Here is a 20,960-nt window from a genome sequence, read left to right on the forward strand (position 1 = left end):
CCTACGGACGTTCTGGTGGGTCAGAAGCCGGTTTCGCCCACCAGAACGTCCGTAGATACCGGGAGGGTCAGGCGGCGGGAGCGGCCAGCCAGGCGGCGATGTCGCGCCGGGCGGCGGCGACGACGTCGGACGGGGCCCGCGAGGCCTCGAACGACATCTCGGCCATGCGGGCCAGCGTCGCGTCGTCGAGGTCGTGCGCGGCGCGCATCGTGGCGTACTGCCCGGCCAGCCGCGAGCCGAACAGCAGCGGGTCGTCGGCGCCCAGCGCCACCGTGGCACCGGCCGCCAGCAGCTGCGGCAGCGGCACCGACGTGAGGTCGGAGTAGACGCCGAGCGCGACGTTGGACACCGGGCACACCTCGAGCGCGACGCCCTGCGCCACGATCCGGTCGAGCAGCGCGGGGTCCTCCGCGCTGCGTACGCCGTGGCCGAGCCGCTGCGCGCCGAGCCGGTCGAGGCAGGTGCGGACGTGGTCGGGGCCGAGCAGCTCGCCGCCGTGGGGGACCAGCAGCAGGCCCGCGCGCTCGGCGATCCGGAACGCGCCCTCGAAGTCGGCGGTGGTGCCGCGACGCTCGTCGTTGGACAGCCCGAAGCCGACCACGCCGCGCCCGGCGTACTGCGCGGCGAGGCGCGCCAGCGTCCGCGCGTCGAGGGGGTGGCGGGTGCGGTTCGCGGCGACGACGACGGCGATCCCGAGGCCGGTGCGCGCGGACGCGTCGCGCACGCAGTCGAGGACCAGGTCGGTGAACGCGGTGACCCCGCCGAAGCGTGCGGCGTAGCCGCTGGGGTCGACCTGGATCTCCAGCCAGCGGCCGCCGTCGCGCACGTCGTCCTCGGCGGCCTCGACGACCAGGCGGCGTACGTCGTCGGGCGTGCGCAGCACCGACCGCGCCACGTCGTAGAGCCGCTGGAAGCGGAACCAGCCCTTCTCGTCGGCCGCGCTGAGCCGCGGCGGCCAGTCCTCCACCAGCGAGTCGGGCAGCGCGATGCCGTCGCGCTCGGCCAGCTCGAGCAGCGTCGCGTGGCGCATCGAGCCGGTGAAGTGCAGGTGCAGGTGCGCCTTGGGCAGCGCCGTCACGTCGCGCCGGCGGCGCGCACCCCCGTCCGGACCAGCCATGCGGGCATCGTAGGGGCCTCGGTTCGACTCGGCTGGCCCGGCCCCGTATGCTTCCGGACTGGTGGTTTGCCCACATGCTTCGGCCTGCCCGGGGCCATGGGGTGCGACCACCGGAGGGCACTAGCTCAACTGGCAGAGCATCGGTCTCCAAAACCGAAGGTTGGGGGTTCAAGTCCCTCGTGCCCTGCGAGGAAACACTGCACAGCAACCGACGAGAAGGTGGAAGACGTGGCCGACGGCAACGCGGTTCAGGACGCGCGGAGGGACTCGCGCGGCGACGACCGTGGCCGCACCGGGCCGGCCACGTTCCTGCGTCAGGTGGTCGCCGAGCTGCGCAAGGTCGTGTGGCCGACGCAGCAGCAGCTGATCACCTACTTCATCGTCGTGCTCGTCTTCGTCACCGTGGTGATGGCGCTGGTCTCGGTGCTCGACCTGGCTTTCGGAAAGCTGGTCTTCGAGATCTTCACCGGCAGCAACACCCAGTGACCCACGGGGCAGTGGTTCCCCGCCCCCCAGCAACGAGTACGGAGTGAGACGTGTCGGACAGCAATGACGTGGACCAGGTCGAGGACCAGGTCGGTTCCGTCGACGAGGTGAGCGAGGACGACCTCGACCTCGACGAGGGCGCCGAGGCCACCTCGGACGACGAGCTGGACGCGCCGGCCGACGAGATCGTCGAGTCCGACGAGGACGAGGCCGACGAGCCCGTGGACGAGGACGACGAGCCCGCCGAGGAGCCGGCCGACGAGGACCCGCTGGAGGCGTTCCGCCGCGAGCTGTGGGCCAAGCCGGGCGACTGGTTCGTCGTGCACACCTACTCCGGCATGGAGAAGCGGGTCAAGCACAACCTCGAGAACCGCATCATCTCCCTCAACATGGAGGACTACATCCACGAGATCGTGGTCCCCACCGAGGAGGTCGCGGAGATCAAGAACGGCCAGCGCAAGATGGTCACCCGCACCGTCCTGCCCGGCTACGTGCTGGTCCGCATGGACCTCACCGACGAGTCCTGGTCCGCCGTGCGCCACACGCCGTCGGTCACCGGCTTCGTCGGCCACAGCCACCAGCCCGTGCCGCTGAGCATGAGCGAGGTCGAGGACATGCTCGCGCCGGCCGTCGTGGCCGTCGCCGAGGCCGAGGCCGCCGCGTCCGGCGAGAAGGGCTCCTCCACCACCCCGCGCAAGCCGGTCGAGGTCGCCGACTTCTCGGTCTCCGACTCCGTCATGGTCGTCGACGGCCCGTTCGCCACGCTCCACGCGACGATCACCGAGATCAACGCCGAGTCGCAGCGCGTCAAGGCGCTCGTCGAGATCTTCGGCCGCGAGACCCCGGTCGAGCTGTCCTTCAGCCAGATCCAGCGGGTCTGAGGATTTCACTCCGTCCGCCGTCGAGGCGGACACTGCAGTAGCGACAACCCGTGGCAGGGGGCAGGTGCCCTCGTCATGACCACATGAGAGAAAGAAGAGCAATGCCTCCCAAGAAGAAGATCGCCGCACTCGTCAAGGTGCAGCTGCAGGCCGGTTCGGCCACCCCGGCCCCGCCGGTCGGTACGGCGCTCGGTCCGCACGGCGTCAACATCATGGACTTCTGCAAGGCCTACAACGCCCAGACCGAGTCCATGCGCGGCAACGTCATCCCCGTCGAGATCACCATCTACGAGGACCGTACGTTCGACTTCATCACCAAGACCCCGCCGGCCGCCGAGCTGATCAAGAAGGCCGCCGGCCTCTCCAAGGGCTCCGGCGTCCCGCACAAGGACAAGGTCGGCAAGCTGACCAAGGACCAGGTCCGCGAGATCGCGACGACCAAGCTGCCCGACCTCAACGCCAACGACATCGACGCGGCGATGAAGATCGTCGAGGGCACCGCCCGCTCGATGGGCGTCACGACCGACTGACAGTGCCTGACTAGAGGCATGTGGGAGAGCCGCGCTGGCTCGCCGACCACTCCACTCTCGGACGCCCTGCGTCCAGCAAACGAAAGAGACAGATCATGCAGCGCAGCAAGACCTACCGCGCGGCGGCGGAGACGTTCGACAAGGACGAGCTCTACGCCCCGCTGGCCGCCATCAAGATCGCCAAGGGCGGCTCGAAGAAGAAGTTCGACGAGACCCTCGACGTCGTCATGCGCCTGGGCGTCGACCCGCGCAAGGCCGACCAGATGGTCCGCGGCACCGTGAACCTGCCCCACGGCACCGGCAAGACCGCCCGCGTCCTGGTGTTCGCGAACGCCGACAAGGCCGAGGCCGCCCGTGAGGCCGGCGCCGAGTTCGTCGGTGGCGACGAGCTGATCGAGAAGGTCGCCGGCGGCTGGCTCGACTTCGACGCCGTCGTCGCGACCCCCGACATGATGGGCAAGGTCGGCCGCCTCGGTCGCGTCCTCGGCCCGCGCTCGCTCATGCCGAACCCGAAGACCGGCACGGTGACCCCCGACGTCGCGAAGGCCGTCACGGACATCAAGGGCGGCAAGATCGAGTTCCGCGTCGACCGCCACGCCAACCTGCACTTCATCATCGGCAAGGCGTCCTTCTCCGAGACCCAGCTCGCGGAGAACTACGCTGCCGCCCTGGAGGAGGTGCTGCGTCTCAAGCCGGCCAGCTCCAAGGGCCGCTACATCAAGAAGGTCACGGTCTCCACGACCATGGGCCCCGGCATCCAGGTCGACCCGAACCGCACCAAGAACGTCGCGTCCGAGGACGAGGCCGTCCAGGCCTGACCTCGACCCGCAACCAGGTCGTCCCGCGGCCCGGTCACCCCTCGTGGGTGGCCGGGCCGCGGTGCATTTCGGTGGCCGTCGTTTCGGTGTGGAAGCATCGGGTAGGAAGGCTGGTACGCAGCCACGTACGCCCCAAGGAGCCACACACATGCGCCTCACGCCCCTCGCCCGTCGTCTCGGCACCGCCGCCCTGGTGGTGACGCTGGGCGCCGGCTTCACCGCCTGCAGCGGCGACTCGTCCTCCGACGACTCGACGAGCTCGGCCACCGACGCGGGTGCCGACGACACCAGCAGCGCGAGCGACTCCGGCGAGGACGCCGAGGCCGCGGACGACGCGCCGGCCGAGCTCTCCGCCGCCGACTTCTACCCCACCGTGATGGGTGCGCTGCGCGACGCCGAGTCGTTCGCCTTCACCTCCACGTCCGGCACGGCGGGCCAGACGCAGGAGATGGCCGGGCAAGCGCGCTTCGGCGACGACGGCATCGAGATGAAGGCCTCCGGCACGGGCGCCCAGTCGATGGAGATGATCCTCGTCGACAAGGCGATGTACATGAAGTCCGCCGACCTCGGCACCGGCGACAAGTGGCTCAAGATCGACCTCAGCGACCCCAACTCGCTCTTCGGCATGATCGGCAAGGCCACCGACCCGGAGGTCATGTTCAAGGCGCTCGAGGAGCCGAAGAAGCTCGAGCTGATCGGGGCCGAGGACGTCGACGGCGTGGCCACCAACCACTACCGGATCACGATGGACCCCACGAAGTACCTCGAGGCGATGCAGTTCCCGGCGGCGATGAAGGACCTCATGCCCGAGGAGCTCGTCACGGACATGTGGGTCGACGCCGACGACCTGCCGCGCAAGTTCTCCCAGACCGTCGAGATCCCCGGCGTGGGCGGCGGCGAGCCGACCACCTCGACCACCGAGGGCACGTACTCCGACTTCGGCGTCGACGTCGAGATCGAGGCGCCCCCGGCAGACGAGGTCACCGAGGACATGTTCGGCGGCGCCTGAGGCAGCGCGCTCCCTGGTCCGGCCGGGCACGCCGCCCGGCCGGGCCACGCGCGGTCACTCCCGGGTCACTCCCGGAAGACCCGGTCGTCGATCAGCTGCTCCTTGACCTCGACGCCCTCGGACTCGTAGCGGCCCTGGTCGAAGCGGGTGCGGAACTGCAGCACCACGCCGTCGCGGCCGAACCGGTTCTTCTCCAGGGTGAGCACCGCCCAGTCCTTGAAGCGCTCGGCGTTGGTGAGGTCGTAGGTCAGGTGGTGGCGCGCGACGATGTCGAACTTGTTGTTGAGCACCATCACGACGTCGGCCTCGTAGGCCAGGGCGCTGGAGCCGCGGAGGTCGGCGGCCCGCATGCGGGTGCCGGAGCGGAGTGCGGTCTTGTCGGCCGCCGCGATCGCCAGCACCGGGGCGCCGGTGTCGATGGCGAGGTCCTTGAGCCCCTCGACCACCTCGGTCGACCGGCTCTCGTCGTCGAGCTGGGTGGACTTCACCTTCTGCAGGTAGTCGACGACGACCAGCGGGGCGGTGCCGGTCGAGGCGCGCACCGAGTCGATGGTCTGCGAGATCGCCGCGAGGTCGGTCCGGCTGCCGGTCGAGCGGTGCACGAAGAGCTGGTCGGCGTAGCGCTCCATCCGGGTCAGCGCCTCGACGCCCCCCGGCACCGACTCCAGCCGGCGCTCGAGCGAGCTGACCCAGAGGTCGTCGAAGATGGCGCGGATGTTGGTCATCCGGACCTGGTCGGACTCGTCGAGCTCGCCGGCCTCGAGGGCCAGCAGCTTCTGGCTGATGTCCTCGGCGTCGTGCTCGTAGGAGAAGTAGAGGACGGGGCGGCCGGTCGCGGCGTTGTTCCGGGCGATCTGCAGCGCGAAGGTCGACTTGCCCATGCCCTGGGGGCCGGCGAGCAGCAGCAGGGAGCCGGCGCGCATGCCGCCGCCGATCAGCGGGTCGAGGCCGCCGAAGCCGGTCTTCCACACACGCCCCGCGGCGTTGCGCCCGGTGAGCATGCGCTCGTCGCTGCGCACGAGGGAGGCACCGATGGTGGTGAGCTGGATGTCCACGCGCACCATGGAACCAGTCAGGAAGGCGCCCGGCAGCCGAATGCGCGGATCGTGACCCGGTCCGTCCCGGGGCGGACCGACGATTTGGCCGGCCCGCGGCCGCGGCGTAGTGTTCGGTCCTGAAACCAGAGACCGCAGGTTGTCACGAGCTCCTTGCCCGTGACCGAAGGTCCGCAGCAGCGGGCGGCCGGCGCAGGATTCAGAGCAGCGGCGTGAGCCGCACCCACGCCCTGAGCCTGTGCTCAGGGCGTTCGTCGTCTGTGGGCCCGACGCCGGTGGTCAACCCCGGAAGGAGACCCATGGCGCGGCCAGAGAAGACTGCCGCCGTCGCAGAGATCGTTGACTCGTTCAACGGCTCCGCCGGCGCTGTGCTGACCGAGTACCGCGGGCTCACCGTGAAGCAGCTGCAGGACCTGCGGCGCTCCCTCGGCGAGAACGCCAACTACGCCGTGGTCAAGAACACGCTGGCCAAGATTGCCGCCACCGAGGTGGGAATCGAAGGCTTCGACGACCTGCTGACCGGCCCCACCGCCATCGCCTTCATCAATGGAGACGTGGTCGAGGCCGCCAAGGGTCTGCGTGACTTTGCCAAGGCGAACCCCGCCCTTGTCATCAAGGGTGGAGTCCTGGACGGCAAGCCGCTCGACGCTGCCGAGATCGCCAAGCTGGCCGATCTCGAGTCGCGCGAGGTGCTGCTGGGCAAGATGGCGGGCGCGATGCTCGCCAGCCTGTCCCAGGCCGTCTACCTGCTCAACGCCCCGATCGCCCAGGCCGCCCGTCTCGCGGGTGCGCTGCAGGCCAAGGCCGAGCAGGACCCCTCGATCCTCGCAGGTGGTGCCGGCACGCCGGCCGCTGCCGAGGACGCTCCGGTCGACGAGGCCCCCGCGGCCGAGGAGACCGAGGCGACCGACGAGGCTGCCGACGCGGCTGCCGAGTCCACCGACGCCTGACCAGGCCGACGTACACCACCTGAAACCCGGCGCGCCGCACGATCGCGGCCGCGCCACACACGGAAGGAACCGCCACCATGGCGAAGCTCAGCACCGACGAGCTCCTTGACGCGTTCAAGGAGATGACCCTGATCGAGCTCTCCGAGTTCGTCAAGCAGTTCGAGGACACCTTCGGCGTGACCGCCGCCGCCCCCGTCGCCGTGGCCGCCGCCCCGGCCGCCGGTGGTGCCGCCGGTGGCGACGCCGCCGCCGAGGAGAAGACCGACTTCGAGGTCGTCCTCGAGGCCGCCGGCGACAAGAAGATCAACGTCATCAAGGAGGTGCGCGCCCTGACCTCCCTCGGTCTGAAGGAGGCCAAGGACCTCGTCGAGGCCGCCCCCAAGACGATCCTCGAGAACGTCGACAAGGCCGCTGCGGACAAGGCGAAGGAGGCCCTCGAGGCCGCCGGCGCCACCGTCACCGTCAAGTGACCCACTGACGGCGGACCCCTCGCGGGTCCGTCGTCGCACCGCCCAGGGCGGTCACCCCACGAGGGGTGGCCGCCCTGTGGCGTCCCCGGGGGCGTGCCGGGGTCGTGCTGCCGCGGGGTGCTCGGCGTGGGAGGGTCTTCTCGCGGCGTCGCCCACCCACTAGAGTGACCTCGACTGATGCGCATCACGAATCGAGTTGCTCCATGCGCAACAAACGGACCGCCGCCACCCTCGTCCGCCTGCTCGAGCACGCGCGCTACGAGGTGCTGCCCACCGCGAGCACCGAGGACAAGGTGCTCGCGCACGTGCCGCGCGACCTGGTCGTCACCGTGACCGCCTCGCCCTCCAAGGGGATGGAGGCGACGCTCGACCTCGCCGAGCGGCTCGCCGGCCACGGCTACGACGTCGTGCCCCACCTCGCCGCCCGGATGGTGTCCGGACGCGCCGAGCTGACCGAGGTCGTCGAGCGGCTGCGGGGCAAGGGGGTCTCCCGGGTGTTCGTCCCCGGCGGGGACGCGGAGGCGGTGGGCGACTACCCCGACGCCCTCGCCCTGCTCGAGGACCTGAAGGAGCTGGGCTCGCCGTTCTCGCACGTCGGGATCACCGGCTATCCCGAGTCGCACCCGACGATCCACGACGACCTCACCGTGCAGTCGATGTGGGACAAGCGGCGCTACGCCACCCACATCGTCAGCAACCTCACCTTCGACCCCGCCCTCGTGCGCGACTGGGTGCACCGGCTGCGCGCCCGCGGCGTCACCATGCCCCTGCTGCTCGGCATCCCCGGCCCGGTCGAGCGCACCAAGCTGCTCGGCATGGCCACCAAGATCGGGGTGGGCGAGTCGACGCGGTTCCTGGCCAAGAACAAGGGCCTCTTCGCGCGGCTGGCCGCACCTGGCGGCTTCACCGGCGAGAGCTTCCTCGAGAAGTGCGCCCCCGCGCTCGGCGAGGACGGCGCGCTGGTGGAGGGCCTGCACGTGTTCACCTTCAACCAGGTCGCCGAGACCGAGGCGTGGCGCACGGGTCTGCTGGAGCGGCTGCAGTCCTGACGGCCACGCCCTAGGGTGCGCGCATGAGGACGACCACCGTCGTGGACGCGACCGAGACCGAGCACCGCCCGGGGCCGCTGCCCAGCGTGGTCGACGCGCTGCAGGAGCGCGGGTTCGTCGTCATCGGCAGGCTGGCCACGCTGTCCACCGTCGCGGGACGGGACGACCGCCTCTACGACCGGACCGAGCGCCATCGCCTGGCGACGTGGCACGCACGGCCCGCGGCGACGCTCGTGGTGGCGGGGGACGGGTCGGCCTTCGCGACCGTGGACACCTTCGGCGACGCCGCTGTGCTGCGGCTCCGGACGGCGCTCGCAGACGGGTCGCTCGTCGAGACCGTCGGTGTCGCGCCGGAGGGGGCGCTGCTGCCGCGCACGCGGGTCGACGCGTTGGGAGGCTTCGTCCTGGGCGAGGCCCGCGGCAGGTCCGTGCGACTGGTCCGCACGGCCGCCGTCGTCGAGGTGCTCGAGCGCCACGCCCAGCACGTCGCGGAGGTGGGCGGCGACCGCGGCAGCGAGCCCGTGGCGCACCGCGACCGGGACCAGGCGGTGCGGCTGTGGCGCCGGGCCGCGCGCCACGACACCGCGTGCTCGGCCTGGCGGTCCCGACGGTCCCGGCGACTGTTCCTCGGGGTGTGGCTCGGCACGGTCGCGGTCGTCCTGCTCGCCTGGCTGGCGCTGCTGGTGCGATGGCGTGTCGAGTCGCCGGCGGCTGGGGTCGCGCTGGTCCTCGCGCTGGTCGTCGCGGTCTCACCCCTCGTCCTCCTCGCGGCCCGGCGCGGGCAGCGAGGCATCGACGCCGGCGTCGGCTCACGGCCGGCGTACCCGGTGGCCGACGCCTGACGTCCGGTGCGGGCTACCCGGTCGCCAGCAGGTCCGCCAGCGCACGCTCGAGGACCTGGTCGCCGGTCTCGACGACGGTGAGCGGCAGGCCGATGCTCGCCGCCGCCGCCTCGGCCAGTGCGTGCAGCTCGGCGTCGGGCGACTGCGCGAGCCACACCACGCGCGAGTAGTGCCCGAAGTACGCGTCGCGCAGCTCGGGGTAGCGGTCCAGGCCCATCTCCTGCACGACCGTGCGGGCGAACGACCGCACCAGGAAGTCGGTCAACAGGTAGGTGCCGGGCTGCTCGTCGAAGAAGCGGGCGAGCCGGTCGGGGCCGGCGTAGAGGTCGTAGCAGTGCAGTCCCGGGAGCCGCTCGGCGCCGAGGTCGCGGCACACCTCGTCCAGCGCGCCGTAGGTGCCGCAGTCGGCGTAGCCGATCACGACCCGGGCGTGGCGCGGCGCGAGCCGGAGCGCCAGCGCGCGCACCTCGTCGACGATCCGGGCCGGGTGGTTGTGCAGCAGGGGCGGGAGCGGGTGCACGTCGACGGCCCAGCCGTGGCGGGCGACGACCGCGGCCGCCGGCTGGGCGATCGCGCCACAGGCGATCAGCGCCACCCGGTCCCGCGCGCCCTCCTCAGGAACCGAAGGCGAGCTGCTCGACGAAGGCGTCGTTGAAGTCGGGGCGGTCGGAGAGCTCGACATAGGTCACCTCCTCCAGCAGCGCCAGCGCGCCGGCGCGCTCGCGGACCGAGAGCAGCGCCATCTTGGCGCCCTCGCCGGCGACGTTGCCCGCGGCGACGATCCGCAGGACGGGGAGCTGGGGGACCAGGCCGATCCGGACGGCCGAGGCGGGGGAGAGGTAGCTGCCGAAGGACCCGGCCAGCAGCACCTGCTGGACGTCGCGGTGCTCGAGGCCGAGCTGCTCGAGCAGCAGCGACCACCCCGTCGAGATCGCGGCCTTGGCGAACTGCAGCTCGCGGACGTCGCGCTGGGAGAGGTAGACGCACTCGGCCGGGTCCGCGTCGGGCGCGGGACGGTGGAGCAGGAACACCCGCTCCTCGCCGACCAGCGACATCCGGTCGGCGAGGGCCGGGGCGATGCCGGGGGCGTCGGCGTCGGGGACGAAGCGCCCGGTGCTGTCCAGCAGGCCCACCCGGACCAGCTCGGCGACCGCGTCGACCAGCCCGGACCCGCACAGCCCCTTGGGCTCGACGTCACCGATCACGCCCAGCGTGACGGCGTCGGCCGGGTCGGCGGCCTGCGGGTCGACCTTCACCACCTCGATGGCCCCGTCGGCGGCGCGCATGCCGCAGCGGATGGCGCCGCCCTCGAAGGCCGGGCCGGCGGGAGCGGCGGTGGACAGGATGGTCTCGCCGTCACTCAGCACGATCTCGCAGTTGGTGCCGACGTCGATGAACAGCCGGGTGCGCTTGTCGCGGTCCATGCCGGTGGCGAGCATGCCGGCGACGATGTCGCCGCCGACGTAGGCGCCCAGCGCCGGGAAGAAGAACGCCCGCGCCCGCGGGTGCAGGTCGAGCCCGAGGTCGGAGGCGAGGACGGGCGGGGGCTGGGCCGACGACATCACGAACGGTGCGACGCCGAGCGGCTCGGGGTCGATGCCGAGCGCGAGCGCGGTCATGGTGGCGTTGCCGGCCACCGCGACCTCGTAGACCTGGGCGGGGTCGACGCCGGCCTCGCCACACACCCGCCGGGCGAGGTCGGCGAGCGTCGCGCCGGCGGCGACCCGGAGCCGGTCGAGCGCGTCGGAGTCCATCATCGTGGCGCTGATCCGCGAGATCACGTCGCCGCCGAAGGGCTGCTGCGCGTTGAGCATCGAGGCCACGGCGAGCGGGGTGCCGGTGCCGACGTCGAGGAGCGTCCCGACGACCGTGGTCGTGCCGAGGTCGAAGGCGATGGCGTAGCGCGCGGCCGTGGTGTCGCCGTGCTCGACGTCGACGAGCGTCTCGTCGAGGACGACGGCGGTGACCTTGAAGTCGGCGCTGCGCAGCACCGTCGCGAGGCGGCGCAGGACGTGGAGGTCGGCGGTGAGCTCGAGGTCGTCGATCGCGTCGGTGAGCCGGACCAGGTCGGTGCGCTGGTCCTCGAGCGTCGGCTCGGCGAGCTCGACGTAGCGCTTCTGCAGCGCCGGGCGCAGGATGACCTGGCGCCCGATGCCGACGGTGGCGGCCTTCGGCCGGGTGACCAGCGGCGGCACGTCGACGGCGAGGTCGCGGGTCGCGTGCAGCAGGCAGCCGAGCCGCCAGCCGTCGGAGAGCTGGTCGGCGGTGAAGGTCCGCACGTCGTGGCGGGTCAGGGGGACCTCGACGTCGGAGGTCACCCGGATGCGGCACTTGTGGCAGGTGCCGTGGCCGCCGCAGGTCGAGTCGATCGCGATGCCGTTCCACGACGCGGCGTCGAAGACCGTCACCCCGGGCGGCACGCGTACGCCCCGGACCGCCGGGTCGACCTCCGCGCCGCCCTCGGCCGTGGTGCGCACGGTGAACGTCAGGTCGACGCGACCGGTGCCGTCGTGGGCGGCGGCCTCCACCCCCGGGCGCTCGATCAGCCCCTCGCGGGCGACGTCCGCCAGCGAGAAGTCCGGTCCCTCGGGCGGCGGCGTCATCGGGTCGTCGTCACGCACCCTCGGCGGCCGCCTGCTTCGCCCGGTGGGCGGAGATCCAGGCCATGCCCCAGTCGTCGTGGCCGAGGAAGACGTCGGCGGCCTTGACCGCCTCCACCACCTGCGGGGTGCGGGCGTCCATGATCGCGCTGGTGAGCCCGGACGCCATCGCCATCGGCAGCCAGGTCGCGTTCAGGGTGTGGCGACCGGGCATGCCGAAGGAGACGTTGGAGGCGCCGCACGTCATGTTGACGCCGAAGTCGTCGCGGATGCGGCGCATCACCTCGAAGGTGACCAGGCTCGTGGTGGTGTCGGCGCCGATCGGCATGGCCAGCGGGTCGATGACGATGTCGGCCTGCGCGATGCCGTACTCCTCGGTGGCGACGCGGACGATCTTCGCGGTGAGCTCGACGCGCTTGTCGGCCTCCATCGGGATCTCGTCGTGGTCGTTGGGCAGGGCGATGATCGCGGCGTCGTACTTCTTGACCAGCGGGAGGATCGCCTCCATCCGGTCGTCCTCCGCGGTGATCGAGTTGACCAGCGCGCGGCCCTGGTAGACCGCGAGCCCGGCCTCGAGGGCCTCGACGACGGAGGAGTCGATGCAGATGGGCAGGTCGGTGAGCTCCTGGACCATCTGGATCGCCTTGGCGAGCAGCTCGGGCTCGTCGGTCAGCGGGACGCCCATGTTGATGTCGAGGACGTCGGCGCCGCCGTCGACCTGGGCGCGGACGTCGCGCTCGATCGCGGAGAAGTCCCCGGCGCGCAGCTGCTCCTGGAAGATCCGCCGCCCGGTCGGGTTGATCCGCTCGCCGATGATCGTGAAGCGGGTGTCGTGCCCGATGACGACCTCGCGCGAGGCCGAGCGCAGCACGGTGCGCAGTGGCTCGGCGGCCATCAGGCGGGAACCTTGGTGCGCCGGGCCTCGAGCAGGGCCTTGGCGCGCTTGACCGTCTGGGAGGCGTCGGCCGCGTAGCCGTCCGCGCCCACCGCGTCGGCGTACTCCTGGGTGACGGGGGCCCCGCCGACCATCACGATCACGTCGTTGCGCATCCCGGCCTTCTCGAGCGCGTTCATGTTGGCCTTGAACATCGGCATCGTGGTGGTCAGGAACGCCGAGAAGCCGACGATGTCGGGCTGGTGCTCGTCGATCGCGGCGACGAACTTCTCCGGCGCCACCTGGACGCCGAGGTCGATCACCTCGAAGCCGGCGCCCTCGAGCATGATGTTGACGAGGTTCTTGCCGATGTCGTGGACGTCGCCCTTGACGGTGCCCATGAGGAACTTCCCGACGGTCTCCACGCCGGTCTCCGCCAGCAGCGGCCGCAGCCGCTCCATCGCTCCCGCCATGGCGCGGCCCGCGATGAGCATCTCGGGGACGAAGAAGTCGCCGCGCTCGAAGCGCGCACCGACCTCCTCGAGGGAGGGGATGAGCGCGTCGAAGAGCAGCGTCTGCGGCTCCATGTCGAGCGTGAGCCCCTCGTTGGTCAGGTCGAGCACGCGCGGGGCGTTGCCCACCAGCGTCTCGTCGTAGAGGGCCTGCAGGATCTCCTCGGGGGTCATGCGACCACCTCCTCGTTCTCCTCGGTGCGAGCGCTGCGGCTGGCGGGTGTGGGTCGGTCGGGCCCGCGCAGCAGGGAGGACAGCGCGGCGGACTGGTTCAGCAGGCGACGACCGAGCTCGTCGCGGCGCGGGGCCAGGCGGGGGGTGGGGCCCGAGATCCCCAGGGCGGCGACGACGTCGCCGCGGACACCGAAGACCGGGACCGCGATGCCGGTCAGCCCGATCTCGAGCTCGTCCTCGGTGAGCGCCCAGCCGCGGTCGCGGGTGCGGACGCCGTCGCGGCGCACCGCCTCCCGGTCCGCCAGCGTGGACGGCGTCGGCCGGTCGAGGTCGCCGGCGGGGAGGTCGAGCGCACCCCACGCCAGCAGCACCTTGCCCAGCGCGGAGCAGTGGGCGGGCACCTCGATCTCGCTCCAGTCGCGGGTGCCGAGGAGGTAGGTGGAGTCGACCTGGGCGACCTGCACCACGCGGTCCCCGCGGGTCACGCTGAGGTGCACGGTCTCGCCGGTCTCCCCGCCGAGGAGGTCCATGACCGGGCGGGCGAGCCGGACCAGCTCCTCCCACGGGTCGTGGCGCGCGGCGTAGAGCCAGAACAGCCGCCCGGCCACGTAGGACCCGTCCTGGTCGCGCTCGACGAGGCCGGAGCGCTCGAGGGCGGTGAGCAGCCGCGAGGTCGTCGACTTCGCCAGCCCGCTGGCGTCCTGGAGGTCCGCGAAGCTGAGCGGCTCGTCGGCGTGCACGACCGTGGCGACCAGGTCGGTGGCGCGGTCCAGCGCGCGCGTCCCGGTGGCGGCCTCGCTCACGGTGGGCTCCTTCGTGCGGGGGGTTCCGCTGGGTTCCATGATGTGGAACCGTGGTTCCACATCATGAGGCTAGAAGCCGTCGTCAGCCGAGGTCAAGGGAGGACCCGTGTTCCGCAACACGATGCCGCGCTACGAGGTGCTGTCCGAGGAGGCCATGGCCACCCTCGACCGGGGATGGCGCCGGCTGATGACCGAGATCGGCGTGGAGTTCATGGACGAGCGCGCCCTTGCGCTGTTCCGCGAGGCCGGCCAGCGGGTCGAGGACAACACGGTCTTCCTCGACCCCGACTTCGTCCTCGAGCAGGTCGCCAAGGCGCCGAGCGAGTTCGACGTGCAGGCGCGCAACCCCGCGCACGACCTCCACATCGGCGGCGACTCGATGGCCTTCGGCGCCGTCTACGGCCCGCCCTTCGTGCGGCAGGGCGACGTACGCCGTGACGCGACGATGGAGGACTTCCGCAGCTTCACCAAGCTGGCGCAGTCCTTCGCCGTGCTCGACTCGGCGGGCGGCGTGATCTGCGAGCCCAACGACACCCCGCTCGACAGCCGCCACCTCGACATGACCTACGCGCTGCAGACGCTGACCGACAAGGTCTACATGGGCAACGTGGTGTCCGGCGTCAACGCGGCGGACACCATCGCGATGACGTCGATCCTCTTCGGGTCGCGCGAGGCGATCGAGCAGAAGCCCGCGACGATCTCGCTGATCAACTGCAACTCGCCGCTGCGCTGGGACGACCGGATGCTCGAGGCGCAGCTCGAGTACTCCGCCGCCGGCCAGCCGGTCGTGCTGACGCCCTTCCTGCTGATGGGCGCGATGTCGCCGGTCACCATCCCCGCCGCCCTGGTCCAGCAGATCGTGGAGGCGCTGTCGGGCATCGCGCTGTCGCAGCTGGTGCGTCCCGGCACGCCCGTGATCTTCGGGTCGTTCCTGTCCAACATCGACATGCAGTCGGGATCGCCGACCTTCGGCACCCCGGAGTCGGGTCTCGGCCTGCTGTGCACCGGCCAGATCGCGCGCCACTTCGGCCTGCCCTTCCGCACCGGCGGCGGCCTGACGTCCTCGCAGGTCGCCGACGCGCAGGCCGGCTACGAGGCGCTGATGACGCTGATGCCGACCTTCCTCGCCGGTGCCAACTGGGTGATGCACTCGGCCGGCTGGCTCGAGGGCGGACTGGTCGCGGGCTACGAGAAGTTCATCGTCGACGTCGAGCTGCTGCAGATGCTCCGCCACGAGTTCACGCCGCTGGAGATCGACGAGGCGTCGATGGCCTTCGACGCCCACCAGGAGGTCGGCCACGGCGGTCACTTCCTCGGCGCCATGCACACCATGGAGCGCTTCCGGACCTGCTTCTACCGCCCGCTGCTCTCGTCGTCGGAGAACTACGAGCGGTGGATGCGCAACGGCGGCAACGACGCCAACGAGCGGGCGAAGGGGATCTACCAGAAGACGCTGGAGGACTACGAGCAGCCGCCGCTGGACGACGCGGTCCGCGAGGAGCTCGAGGACTACGTCATCCGTCGGCGGGCCGAGCTCGGCGACTGACCGGACGCCGACGCCGCGCCCTTGCCACGGGGCGCGAGGCAGTGGTTCGCTGGATGCTCGCCCGCCCACCTGCGGGTGGGCGAAGTCATCCAGAACCACGGCAGGAGTGGGCGCGCCGACGACGTGCCCGACGGGCGGTTCCTGTCCCCGCCCGTGCCGCCGTGGCCGGTGTCCACGGACGTGCGGTCGGCGTCCCTCGTACCACCGCTGTCTCGGAGGGAGACAGTCATGCTCGAACCGACCCCACGCCGGAGCGCCCGCACGACGCTCCGGCCCCTGCTCGTCCCGGCGCTCGCGGCGCTGCTCACGCTGCCGGCCGCGCTGCTCGTCGTGCCCAACTCCCAGGCCGCCGCCGGCCCGCCGGGCGTCCGCGCCGCGAGCGGCCTCACTCCGACGGGCCCCGACGTCGGCGACCTCGCGCAGTCGCCTGAGTACCTCCCCGAGGAGGCCTTCACGGCGAACTGGACCCGCGGTCAGGCGCTGCAGGTGCGACAGACCGCCGACAACACGAAGCCGCTCATCCCCGAGCGGTTCCCGGTCATGACGAAGAAGGTCTGGGTCTGGGACACCTGGCCGCTGACCGACCTCGACATGCGACCGGTGGAGTTCCGCGGGTGGAACGTGATCTTCTCGTTGACCGCCCCGCGCAACCTGGCTTTCTCGGACCGCCACTGGTCGGCGCGGATCGGGTACTTCTACTCCCGCAACGCCCGCGACTGGACCTACGGGGGCGACCTGTTCCCGGCCGGCCGGTCGTTCGGTTGCCGGGAGTGGGCCGGGTCCGCGATCCTGACCGGCAAGCGACGGGTGCACCAGTTCTACACCGCCTCGGGCGACGAGGCGGGCGCGTGCCCGAACGACGACGCCCTGCAACGTCTGGCCCACAGCGTCGGACGCATCCGTGCCGACCGCAGGGGAGTCTCGTTCGGCGGCTTCAGGAAGCACGCGATCGTGGCCGAGGCCGACGGCACGCTCTACCAGACGCTGGAGCAGTCGCGCAGCGGCCCGATCATCTACGCCTTCCGCGACCCCTTCGTCTTCCGTGACCCCATGGACCGACGGATCTACGCGCTCTTCGAGGGCAACAACGGCGGTGTCGCCGGCACGCACACCTGCGACCCGTGGGAGATCGGGCGCGTCCCAGCCGATCACCAGGTGCCGCCCGACGCCCGCTTCTACACCGGCAACATCGGACTGGCCCGTGTCCGGGGAGCATCGATGGACCGGTGGCGGCTGCTGCCACCCCTGCTGTCGGCGGAGTGCACCAACCAGCAGACCGAACGCCCGCACCTGGTCGTCCACGACGGCCACTACTACCTGTGGACGATCAGCCACACGTTCACCTTCGCGCCCGGGCTGACGGGTCCGGACGGGCTCTACGGGTTCGTCGGCGAGAGCCTGCGCAGCGACTACCGGGCGCTCAACCGGAGCGGGCTCGCCCTCGGCAACCCGCCCAGCGCGCCGCTGCAGAACTACTCCGACTACGTGATGCCGAACCTGCTGGTGGAGAGCTTCATCGACACGGTCCCGACCGCGACGGGTGGCGAGGTCTTCGGGGGCACGCTCGCCCCGACGCTCCGGCTCGACCTGCGCCGCACGCGCACCCGGCTGGTGGAGGAGCTGGACTACGCCTACGTCCCGGCGATGGTGCGCCGCCGCTGACGCCCTGCCCGACCTGCCGAGGTCAGCTCAGCCCGAGGATCGTCCCGTCGTCCGCGAGGTCGATGCGGGCCGCGGACGGCTGCTTCGGCAGGCCGGGCATCGTCATCATGTCGCCGCACACGACGACCACGAACCCGGCGCCGGCCGAGAGGCGTACCTCGCGCACGTGCAGCTCGTGGCCGGACGGGGCGCCGAGGGCGGTGGGGTCGGTGGAGAAGGAGTACTGGGTCTTGGCCACGCAGACCGGCAGGTCGGAGTAGCCGTCGCGCTCGATGCGCTGCAGCCGGCGGCGCGCCCGGGCCTCCCACGTCACCTGGCCGGCGCCGTAGAGCCGGCGGGCGATCGCCTCCACCTTCTCGGTCAGCGACAGCGCGTCGTCGTAGGTGTAGGAGAACTCGTGCGGCGAGGGCTCGGCCAGGACCGCCAGCACGCCCTCGGCGAGGTCCTTGGCGCCCGTCCCGCCGTCGGTGAAGTGGGTCGCCGGGAACGCGCGCACTCCCTCGTCGGCCACCAGCTCGACGACCCGCTCGACCTCGCGGTCGGTGTCGGTCGGGAACCGGTTGACCGCCACCACGGCGGGGATGCCGTAGACGTCGCGGATGTTGGCGAGGTGGCGGCGCAGGTTGGCCATGCCGGCCTCCACGGCCGTGACGTCCTCGGTGGCGAGGTCGGCCAGCGCCACCCCACCGTGGTACTTCAGCGCGCGCACGGTCGCGACCACGACGGCGACGTCCGGTCGCAGGCCCGACTTGCGGCACTTGATGTCGACGAACTTCTCCGCCCCCAGGTCGGCGCCGAAGCCGGCCTCGGTGACCACGACGTCGGCCAGCCGGAGCCCGGCGCGGGTGGCCATCACCGAGCTGCAGCCGTGGGCGATGTTGGCGAACGGACCGCCGTGGACGAACGCGGGGGCGCCCTCGAGGGTCTGGACCAGGTTGGGCGCGAGCGCGTCGCGCAGCAGCGCGGCCATCGCGCCCGCCGCGCCGAGCTGGCCGGCGGTGACCGGCTCCATCGCCCGGGTGTAGCCCACGACGATCGCGGAGATGCGGCGCTTGAGGTCGGCCCACGACTCGGTCAGGCAGAAGATCGCCATCAGCTCCGAGGCGACCACGATGTCGAAGCCGTCGGAGCGCGGGAAGCCGTTGGCGTGGCCGCCGAGGCCGACGGTCACGTCGCGCAGCGCCCGGTCGTTCATGTCGACCACGCGCTTCCACGTCACGCTGCGGACGTCGATGTCGAGCTCGTTGCCGTGGTGGACGTGGTTGTCGATGAGCGCCGCGAGCAGGTTGTTGGCCGCGGCGATCGCGGCGAAGTCGCCGGTGAAGTGGAGGTTGATGTCGGTCATCGGGACGATCTGGCTCCAGCCACCACCGGCGGCCCCGCCCTTCATCCCGAAGACCGGACCCATCGAGGGCTCGCGCAGGCACGCGATCGCCCGCTGTCCGAGCCCGTGCAGCGCGTCGGTGAGCCCCACCGTGGTGGTCGTCTTGCCCTCGCCCGCGGGCGTCGGCGACAGCGCCGTGACCAGCACCAGCCGCCCGAGCGGGCGGTCGGCCAGGGAGGCGAGGTAGCCGATGTCGACCTTCGCCTTGTGGTGGCCGTACGGGACGAGGTGCTGCTCGTCGATGCCCAGCGTCTCGGCCGCGACGTCGCGGATGGGGCGCAGGACGGCGGCGTTGGCGATCTCGATGTCGGACTGCATGGGCGGGGCTCCCTCTTCAGGCGGGTCGGCGGTGCCGTGGGTGTCGGGGTGGGCTCAGCGGAACACCACGGTGCGCTCGCCGTTGAGCAGGACCCGCGACTCGCTGTGCCAGCGCACGGCCCGGGAGAGCACCTGCGCCTCCACGTCGCGTCCTGCCGAGACGAGCTGGTCCTGGTCGTAGCCGTGGTCGACGCGCAGGACGTCCTGCTCGATGATCGGCCCCTCGTCGAGGTCGCCGGTCACGTAGTGCGCGGTCGCGCCCACCAGCTTCACGCCACGGTCGAAGGCCTGGTGGTAGGGCCGGGCCCCCTTGAAGCTCGGCAGGAACGAGTGGTGGATGTTGATCGCCCGCCCCGACAGCCGTCGGCACAGGTCGTCGGAGAGGACCTGCATGTAGCGGGCCAGCACGACGAGGTGCGACCCGGTCTCCTCGACCAGCTCGAGCAGCCGCTGCTCGGCGTCGGCCTTGGTGTCGGCGGTGACCGGGACGTGGTGGAAGTCGATGCCGTACGACCGGGCGAGCGCGCCTGCGTCGGGGTGGTTGGACACGATCGCGGGGACCTCGATCTGCAGCGCCCCGGTGCTGGCCCGGAAGAGCAGGTCGTTGAGGCAGTGCAGGTGCTTCGACACCATGATCAGCGTGCGGTAGGGCGCGGCCGACGACCACAGCTCGAACTGCATCGCGAAGTCCGCGGCCACGGACGCGAACGCCTCGCGCAGGTCCTCGGCGCGGGCGCCGGTGTCGGTCACGAAGGCGATCCGCATGAAGAACCGGTCGCTCAGCCGGTCGCCGAACTGCTGGCTCTCCACGATCGTGCCACCGTGCGCGAGGATGAACCCGGACACGGCGTGCACGATCCCGGGGCGGTCCGGGCAGGAGAGGACGAGGACGAGCTCGGCACCCGTCGGGCGGTGCGGCATGGGGTCTCCCGGTGCGGTGCGGCCGTCGGATCGGCGGCCGAGGTGTTGCGCTTGACGAAACGCAGTCTGCGATACGCAACAGCGACTGCGCTAGTGTCCACCCATGGTGGACCTGTCCGAGGTGCGCGATCCCTCCCGCCGGACCGACGAGGACCCGGTCGACCCGAGCCCGGCGGTGACCGGTGCCGGGGTGCAGTCGGTCGACCGCGCGCTCGCGATCCTCGAGGTGCTGGCGCGCGCCGGCGAGGCCGGCGTCACGCAGATCGCGGGCGAGCTGGGCGTGCACAAGAGCACCGCGTCGCGGCTGGTCGCCACGCTGGAGGCGCACCGGCTCGTCGAGCAGACCTCCGACCGCGGCCGCTACCGCCTCGGCGTCGGTGTGCTGCGGCTGGCCGGTGCCACGACCGCGCGCCTCGACCTGGTGCAGGAGGCCCGCCCGATCGCGCGCCAGCTCGCCGTCGACACCGGGGAGACCGTCAACATCGCCGTCCTGGCCGAGAGCTCGGCGCTCTACCTCGACCAGGTCGCCGGGTCGTCGGCCCTGCAGCCGCACAACTGGGTCGGGCAGCACATCCCGCTGCACGCCACCAGCAACGGCAAGGTGCTCCTCGGCGGGCTCGACGACGCCGCGCTCGACGCCGTCCTCGGCACCCTGGCGTCGTACACGCCGCGCACCATCACCGCCCGCTCCGAGCTGCGAGAGGAGCTCGAGCGGGTGCACCGGCAGGGCTACGCGGTCGCCGTCGACGAGCTCGAGGTCGGCCTGACGGCCGTCGCGGCGCCGGTCCGCAACGCCCACGGCGACGTGATCGCCTCGATGAGCGTGTCCGGGCCGTCGTTCCGGCTCCCCGACGGACGGGTCGAGGAGGTCGTGCGACTCGTCGTCGCCGCGGCCCGCGAGGTGTCCCACCGTCTCGGGTGGGGACACCGCTGACGGGATCCGCGACAATCCACGTCGA

21 protein-coding genes and 1 tRNA gene are annotated in these 20,960 nt (G+C 71.7%); 13 read left to right on the plus strand and 9 right to left on the minus strand.

All coding sequences use genetic code 11. The features are described 5' to 3' along the window. Positions 1-67: 67 nt before the first annotated feature. A complete protein-coding gene (locus LN652_RS16445; RefSeq protein WP_230441678.1) occupies positions 68-1,117 on the minus strand; it encodes an adenosine deaminase in 1,050 nt (349 codons plus the stop codon). Positions 1,118-1,231: 114 nt separating this feature from the next. Here LN652_RS16445 and LN652_RS16450 point away from each other — a divergent pair. The 6 genes from LN652_RS16450 to LN652_RS16475 all read left to right on the plus strand — a co-directional run bounded on the left by LN652_RS16450 (position 1,232) and on the right by LN652_RS16475 (position 4,841). Further along, positions 1,232-1,304: transfer RNA gene (locus tag LN652_RS16450), tRNA-Trp, on the plus strand. 41 nt (positions 1,305-1,345) lie between these two features. Next, positions 1,346-1,603 carry a preprotein translocase subunit SecE gene (gene secE, locus LN652_RS16455; RefSeq protein WP_230441679.1) on the plus strand — a complete coding sequence of 86 codons (258 nt, stop codon included), beginning with the start codon at positions 1,346-1,348 and terminating at the stop codon, positions 1,601-1,603. Between the two features lie 68 nt (positions 1,604-1,671). Next, complete coding sequence (gene nusG, locus LN652_RS16460) at positions 1,672-2,484, plus strand: transcription termination/antitermination protein NusG (protein ID WP_230441680.1); 813 nt, start codon at positions 1,672-1,674, stop codon at positions 2,482-2,484. Between the two features lie 101 nt (positions 2,485-2,585). Further along, positions 2,586-3,014, plus strand: a complete 429-nt coding sequence (rplK, locus tag LN652_RS16465; protein ID WP_056907132.1) for a 50S ribosomal protein L11 — start codon at positions 2,586-2,588, stop codon at positions 3,012-3,014. 95 nt (positions 3,015-3,109) lie between these two features. Further along, on the plus strand, positions 3,110-3,832 hold the full coding sequence (rplA, locus tag LN652_RS16470) for a 50S ribosomal protein L1 (RefSeq protein WP_230441681.1): 723 nt from the start codon (positions 3,110-3,112) through the stop codon (positions 3,830-3,832). A gap of 148 nt (positions 3,833-3,980) precedes the next feature. Continuing rightward, positions 3,981-4,841 (plus strand): hypothetical protein, encoded by an 861-nt coding sequence (locus tag LN652_RS16475; RefSeq protein ID WP_230441682.1) that lies wholly within the window; start codon positions 3,981-3,983, stop codon positions 4,839-4,841. 65 nt (positions 4,842-4,906) lie between these two features. Here the strand turns inward: LN652_RS16475 and LN652_RS16480 are convergent, their stop codons facing one another. Then, positions 4,907-5,905 carry a DnaB-like helicase C-terminal domain-containing protein gene (locus LN652_RS16480; protein ID WP_230441683.1) on the minus strand — a complete coding sequence of 333 codons (999 nt, stop codon included), beginning with the start codon at positions 5,903-5,905 and terminating at the stop codon, positions 4,907-4,909. Positions 5,906-6,195: 290 nt separating this feature from the next. Here LN652_RS16480 and rplJ point away from each other — a divergent pair, with 290 nt between their 5' ends. The 4 genes from rplJ to LN652_RS16500 all read left to right on the plus strand — a co-directional run bounded on the left by rplJ (position 6,196) and on the right by LN652_RS16500 (position 9,207). Then, a complete protein-coding gene (rplJ, locus tag LN652_RS16485) occupies positions 6,196-6,846 on the plus strand; it encodes a 50S ribosomal protein L10 (protein WP_230441684.1) in 651 nt (216 codons plus the stop codon). Positions 6,847-6,923: 77 nt separating this feature from the next. Continuing rightward, positions 6,924-7,316, plus strand: a complete 393-nt coding sequence (rplL, locus tag LN652_RS16490) for a 50S ribosomal protein L7/L12 (protein WP_056907137.1) — start codon at positions 6,924-6,926, stop codon at positions 7,314-7,316. 203 nt (positions 7,317-7,519) lie between these two features. Continuing rightward, positions 7,520-8,365, plus strand: coding sequence for a methylenetetrahydrofolate reductase (locus LN652_RS16495; protein WP_230441685.1), 846 nt, complete (start codon positions 7,520-7,522; stop codon positions 8,363-8,365). Positions 8,366-8,388: 23 nt separating this feature from the next. Beyond that, on the plus strand, positions 8,389-9,207 hold the full coding sequence (locus tag LN652_RS16500; RefSeq protein WP_230441686.1) for a hypothetical protein: 819 nt from the start codon (positions 8,389-8,391) through the stop codon (positions 9,205-9,207). Positions 9,208-9,220: 13 nt separating this feature from the next. Here the strand turns inward: LN652_RS16500 and LN652_RS16505 are convergent, their stop codons facing one another. From LN652_RS16505 to LN652_RS16525, 5 genes are read right to left on the minus strand one after another with little or no spacing between them, the layout of a single operon-like run. Continuing rightward, complete coding sequence (locus LN652_RS16505; RefSeq protein ID WP_230441687.1) at positions 9,221-9,802, minus strand: DUF1638 domain-containing protein; 582 nt, start codon at positions 9,800-9,802, stop codon at positions 9,221-9,223. 19 nt (positions 9,803-9,821) lie between these two features. Next, the gene (locus LN652_RS16510) at positions 9,822-11,810 is read right to left on the minus strand and encodes an ASKHA domain-containing protein (protein ID WP_230441688.1); all 1,989 of its coding nucleotides are present in this window, start codon (positions 11,808-11,810) and stop codon (positions 9,822-9,824) included. A 10-nt stretch (positions 11,811-11,820) separates the two neighbouring features. After that, positions 11,821-12,702 (minus strand): dihydropteroate synthase, encoded by an 882-nt coding sequence (locus LN652_RS16515; RefSeq protein ID WP_230441689.1) that lies wholly within the window; start codon positions 12,700-12,702, stop codon positions 11,821-11,823. Then, entirely contained in the window at positions 12,702-13,367 is a 666-nt protein-coding gene (locus LN652_RS16520; RefSeq protein WP_230441690.1) for a corrinoid protein, read from the minus strand. Before LN652_RS16520 ends, LN652_RS16515 begins: the two co-directional genes overlap by 1 nt. Then, positions 13,364-14,170 carry an IclR family transcriptional regulator gene (locus LN652_RS16525; RefSeq protein ID WP_230441691.1) on the minus strand — a complete coding sequence of 269 codons (807 nt, stop codon included), beginning with the start codon at positions 14,168-14,170 and terminating at the stop codon, positions 13,364-13,366. The genes LN652_RS16520 and LN652_RS16525 overlap by 4 nt, the downstream gene beginning before the upstream one ends. A gap of 106 nt (positions 14,171-14,276) precedes the next feature. Between LN652_RS16525 and LN652_RS16530 the strand changes: the two genes are divergently transcribed. Next, a complete protein-coding gene (locus LN652_RS16530; RefSeq protein WP_230441692.1) occupies positions 14,277-15,716 on the plus strand; it encodes a trimethylamine methyltransferase family protein in 1,440 nt (479 codons plus the stop codon). A 228-nt stretch (positions 15,717-15,944) separates the two neighbouring features. Beyond that, positions 15,945-17,378 (plus strand): glycoside hydrolase family 68 protein, encoded by a 1,434-nt coding sequence (locus LN652_RS16535; RefSeq protein WP_230441693.1) that lies wholly within the window; start codon positions 15,945-15,947, stop codon positions 17,376-17,378. A gap of 22 nt (positions 17,379-17,400) precedes the next feature. Here LN652_RS16535 and LN652_RS16540 read toward each other — a convergent pair whose 3' ends face one another. Both LN652_RS16540 and purU read right to left on the minus strand, forming a co-directional pair. Next, on the minus strand, positions 17,401-19,080 hold the full coding sequence (locus LN652_RS16540; RefSeq protein ID WP_230441694.1) for a formate--tetrahydrofolate ligase: 1,680 nt from the start codon (positions 19,078-19,080) through the stop codon (positions 17,401-17,403). Between the two features lie 54 nt (positions 19,081-19,134). Continuing rightward, the gene (purU, locus tag LN652_RS16545; protein ID WP_230441695.1) at positions 19,135-20,001 is read right to left on the minus strand and encodes a formyltetrahydrofolate deformylase; all 867 of its coding nucleotides are present in this window, start codon (positions 19,999-20,001) and stop codon (positions 19,135-19,137) included. Positions 20,002-20,104: 103 nt separating this feature from the next. Between purU and LN652_RS16550 the strand changes: the two genes are divergently transcribed. Then, positions 20,105-20,935, plus strand: a complete 831-nt coding sequence (locus LN652_RS16550) for an IclR family transcriptional regulator (RefSeq protein WP_230441696.1) — start codon at positions 20,105-20,107, stop codon at positions 20,933-20,935. Positions 20,936-20,960: the final 25 nt, after the last annotated feature.

This window comes from Nocardioides okcheonensis, from assembly GCF_020991065.1.
Taxonomy (GTDB): domain Bacteria; phylum Actinomycetota; class Actinomycetes; order Propionibacteriales; family Nocardioidaceae; genus Nocardioides; species Nocardioides okcheonensis.

What these genes read in the sequence shown, in the direction of transcription:
- LN652_RS16445 (WP_230441678.1), bottom strand. Translation starts at nt 1,117, where the DNA reads ATGGCTGGTCCGGACGGGGGTGCGCGCCGCCGGCGCGACGTGACGGCG.
- rplK (WP_056907132.1), top strand. Translation starts at nt 2,586, where the DNA reads ATGCCTCCCAAGAAGAAGATCGCCGCACTCGTCAAGGTGCAGCTGCAG.
- rplA (WP_230441681.1), top strand. Translation starts at nt 3,110, where the DNA reads ATGCAGCGCAGCAAGACCTACCGCGCGGCGGCGGAGACGTTCGACAAG.
- LN652_RS16475 (WP_230441682.1), top strand. Translation starts at nt 3,981, where the DNA reads ATGCGCCTCACGCCCCTCGCCCGTCGTCTCGGCACCGCCGCCCTGGTG.
- LN652_RS16480 (WP_230441683.1), bottom strand. Translation starts at nt 5,905, where the DNA reads ATGGTGCGCGTGGACATCCAGCTCACCACCATCGGTGCCTCCCTCGTG.
- rplJ (WP_230441684.1), top strand. Translation starts at nt 6,196, where the DNA reads ATGGCGCGGCCAGAGAAGACTGCCGCCGTCGCAGAGATCGTTGACTCG.
- rplL (WP_056907137.1), top strand. Translation starts at nt 6,924, where the DNA reads ATGGCGAAGCTCAGCACCGACGAGCTCCTTGACGCGTTCAAGGAGATG.
- LN652_RS16495 (WP_230441685.1), top strand. Translation starts at nt 7,520, where the DNA reads ATGCGCAACAAACGGACCGCCGCCACCCTCGTCCGCCTGCTCGAGCAC.
- LN652_RS16500 (WP_230441686.1), top strand. Translation starts at nt 8,389, where the DNA reads ATGAGGACGACCACCGTCGTGGACGCGACCGAGACCGAGCACCGCCCG.
- LN652_RS16510 (WP_230441688.1), bottom strand. Translation starts at nt 11,810, where the DNA reads ATGACGCCGCCGCCCGAGGGACCGGACTTCTCGCTGGCGGACGTCGCC.
- LN652_RS16515 (WP_230441689.1), bottom strand. Translation starts at nt 12,702, where the DNA reads ATGGCCGCCGAGCCACTGCGCACCGTGCTGCGCTCGGCCTCGCGCGAG.
- LN652_RS16520 (WP_230441690.1), bottom strand. Translation starts at nt 13,367, where the DNA reads ATGACCCCCGAGGAGATCCTGCAGGCCCTCTACGACGAGACGCTGGTG.
- LN652_RS16535 (WP_230441693.1), top strand. Translation starts at nt 15,945, where the DNA reads ATGCTCGAACCGACCCCACGCCGGAGCGCCCGCACGACGCTCCGGCCC.
- LN652_RS16540 (WP_230441694.1), bottom strand. Translation starts at nt 19,080, where the DNA reads ATGCAGTCCGACATCGAGATCGCCAACGCCGCCGTCCTGCGCCCCATC.
- purU (WP_230441695.1), bottom strand. Translation starts at nt 20,001, where the DNA reads ATGCCGCACCGCCCGACGGGTGCCGAGCTCGTCCTCGTCCTCTCCTGC.
- LN652_RS16550 (WP_230441696.1), top strand. Translation starts at nt 20,105, where the DNA reads ATGGTGGACCTGTCCGAGGTGCGCGATCCCTCCCGCCGGACCGACGAG.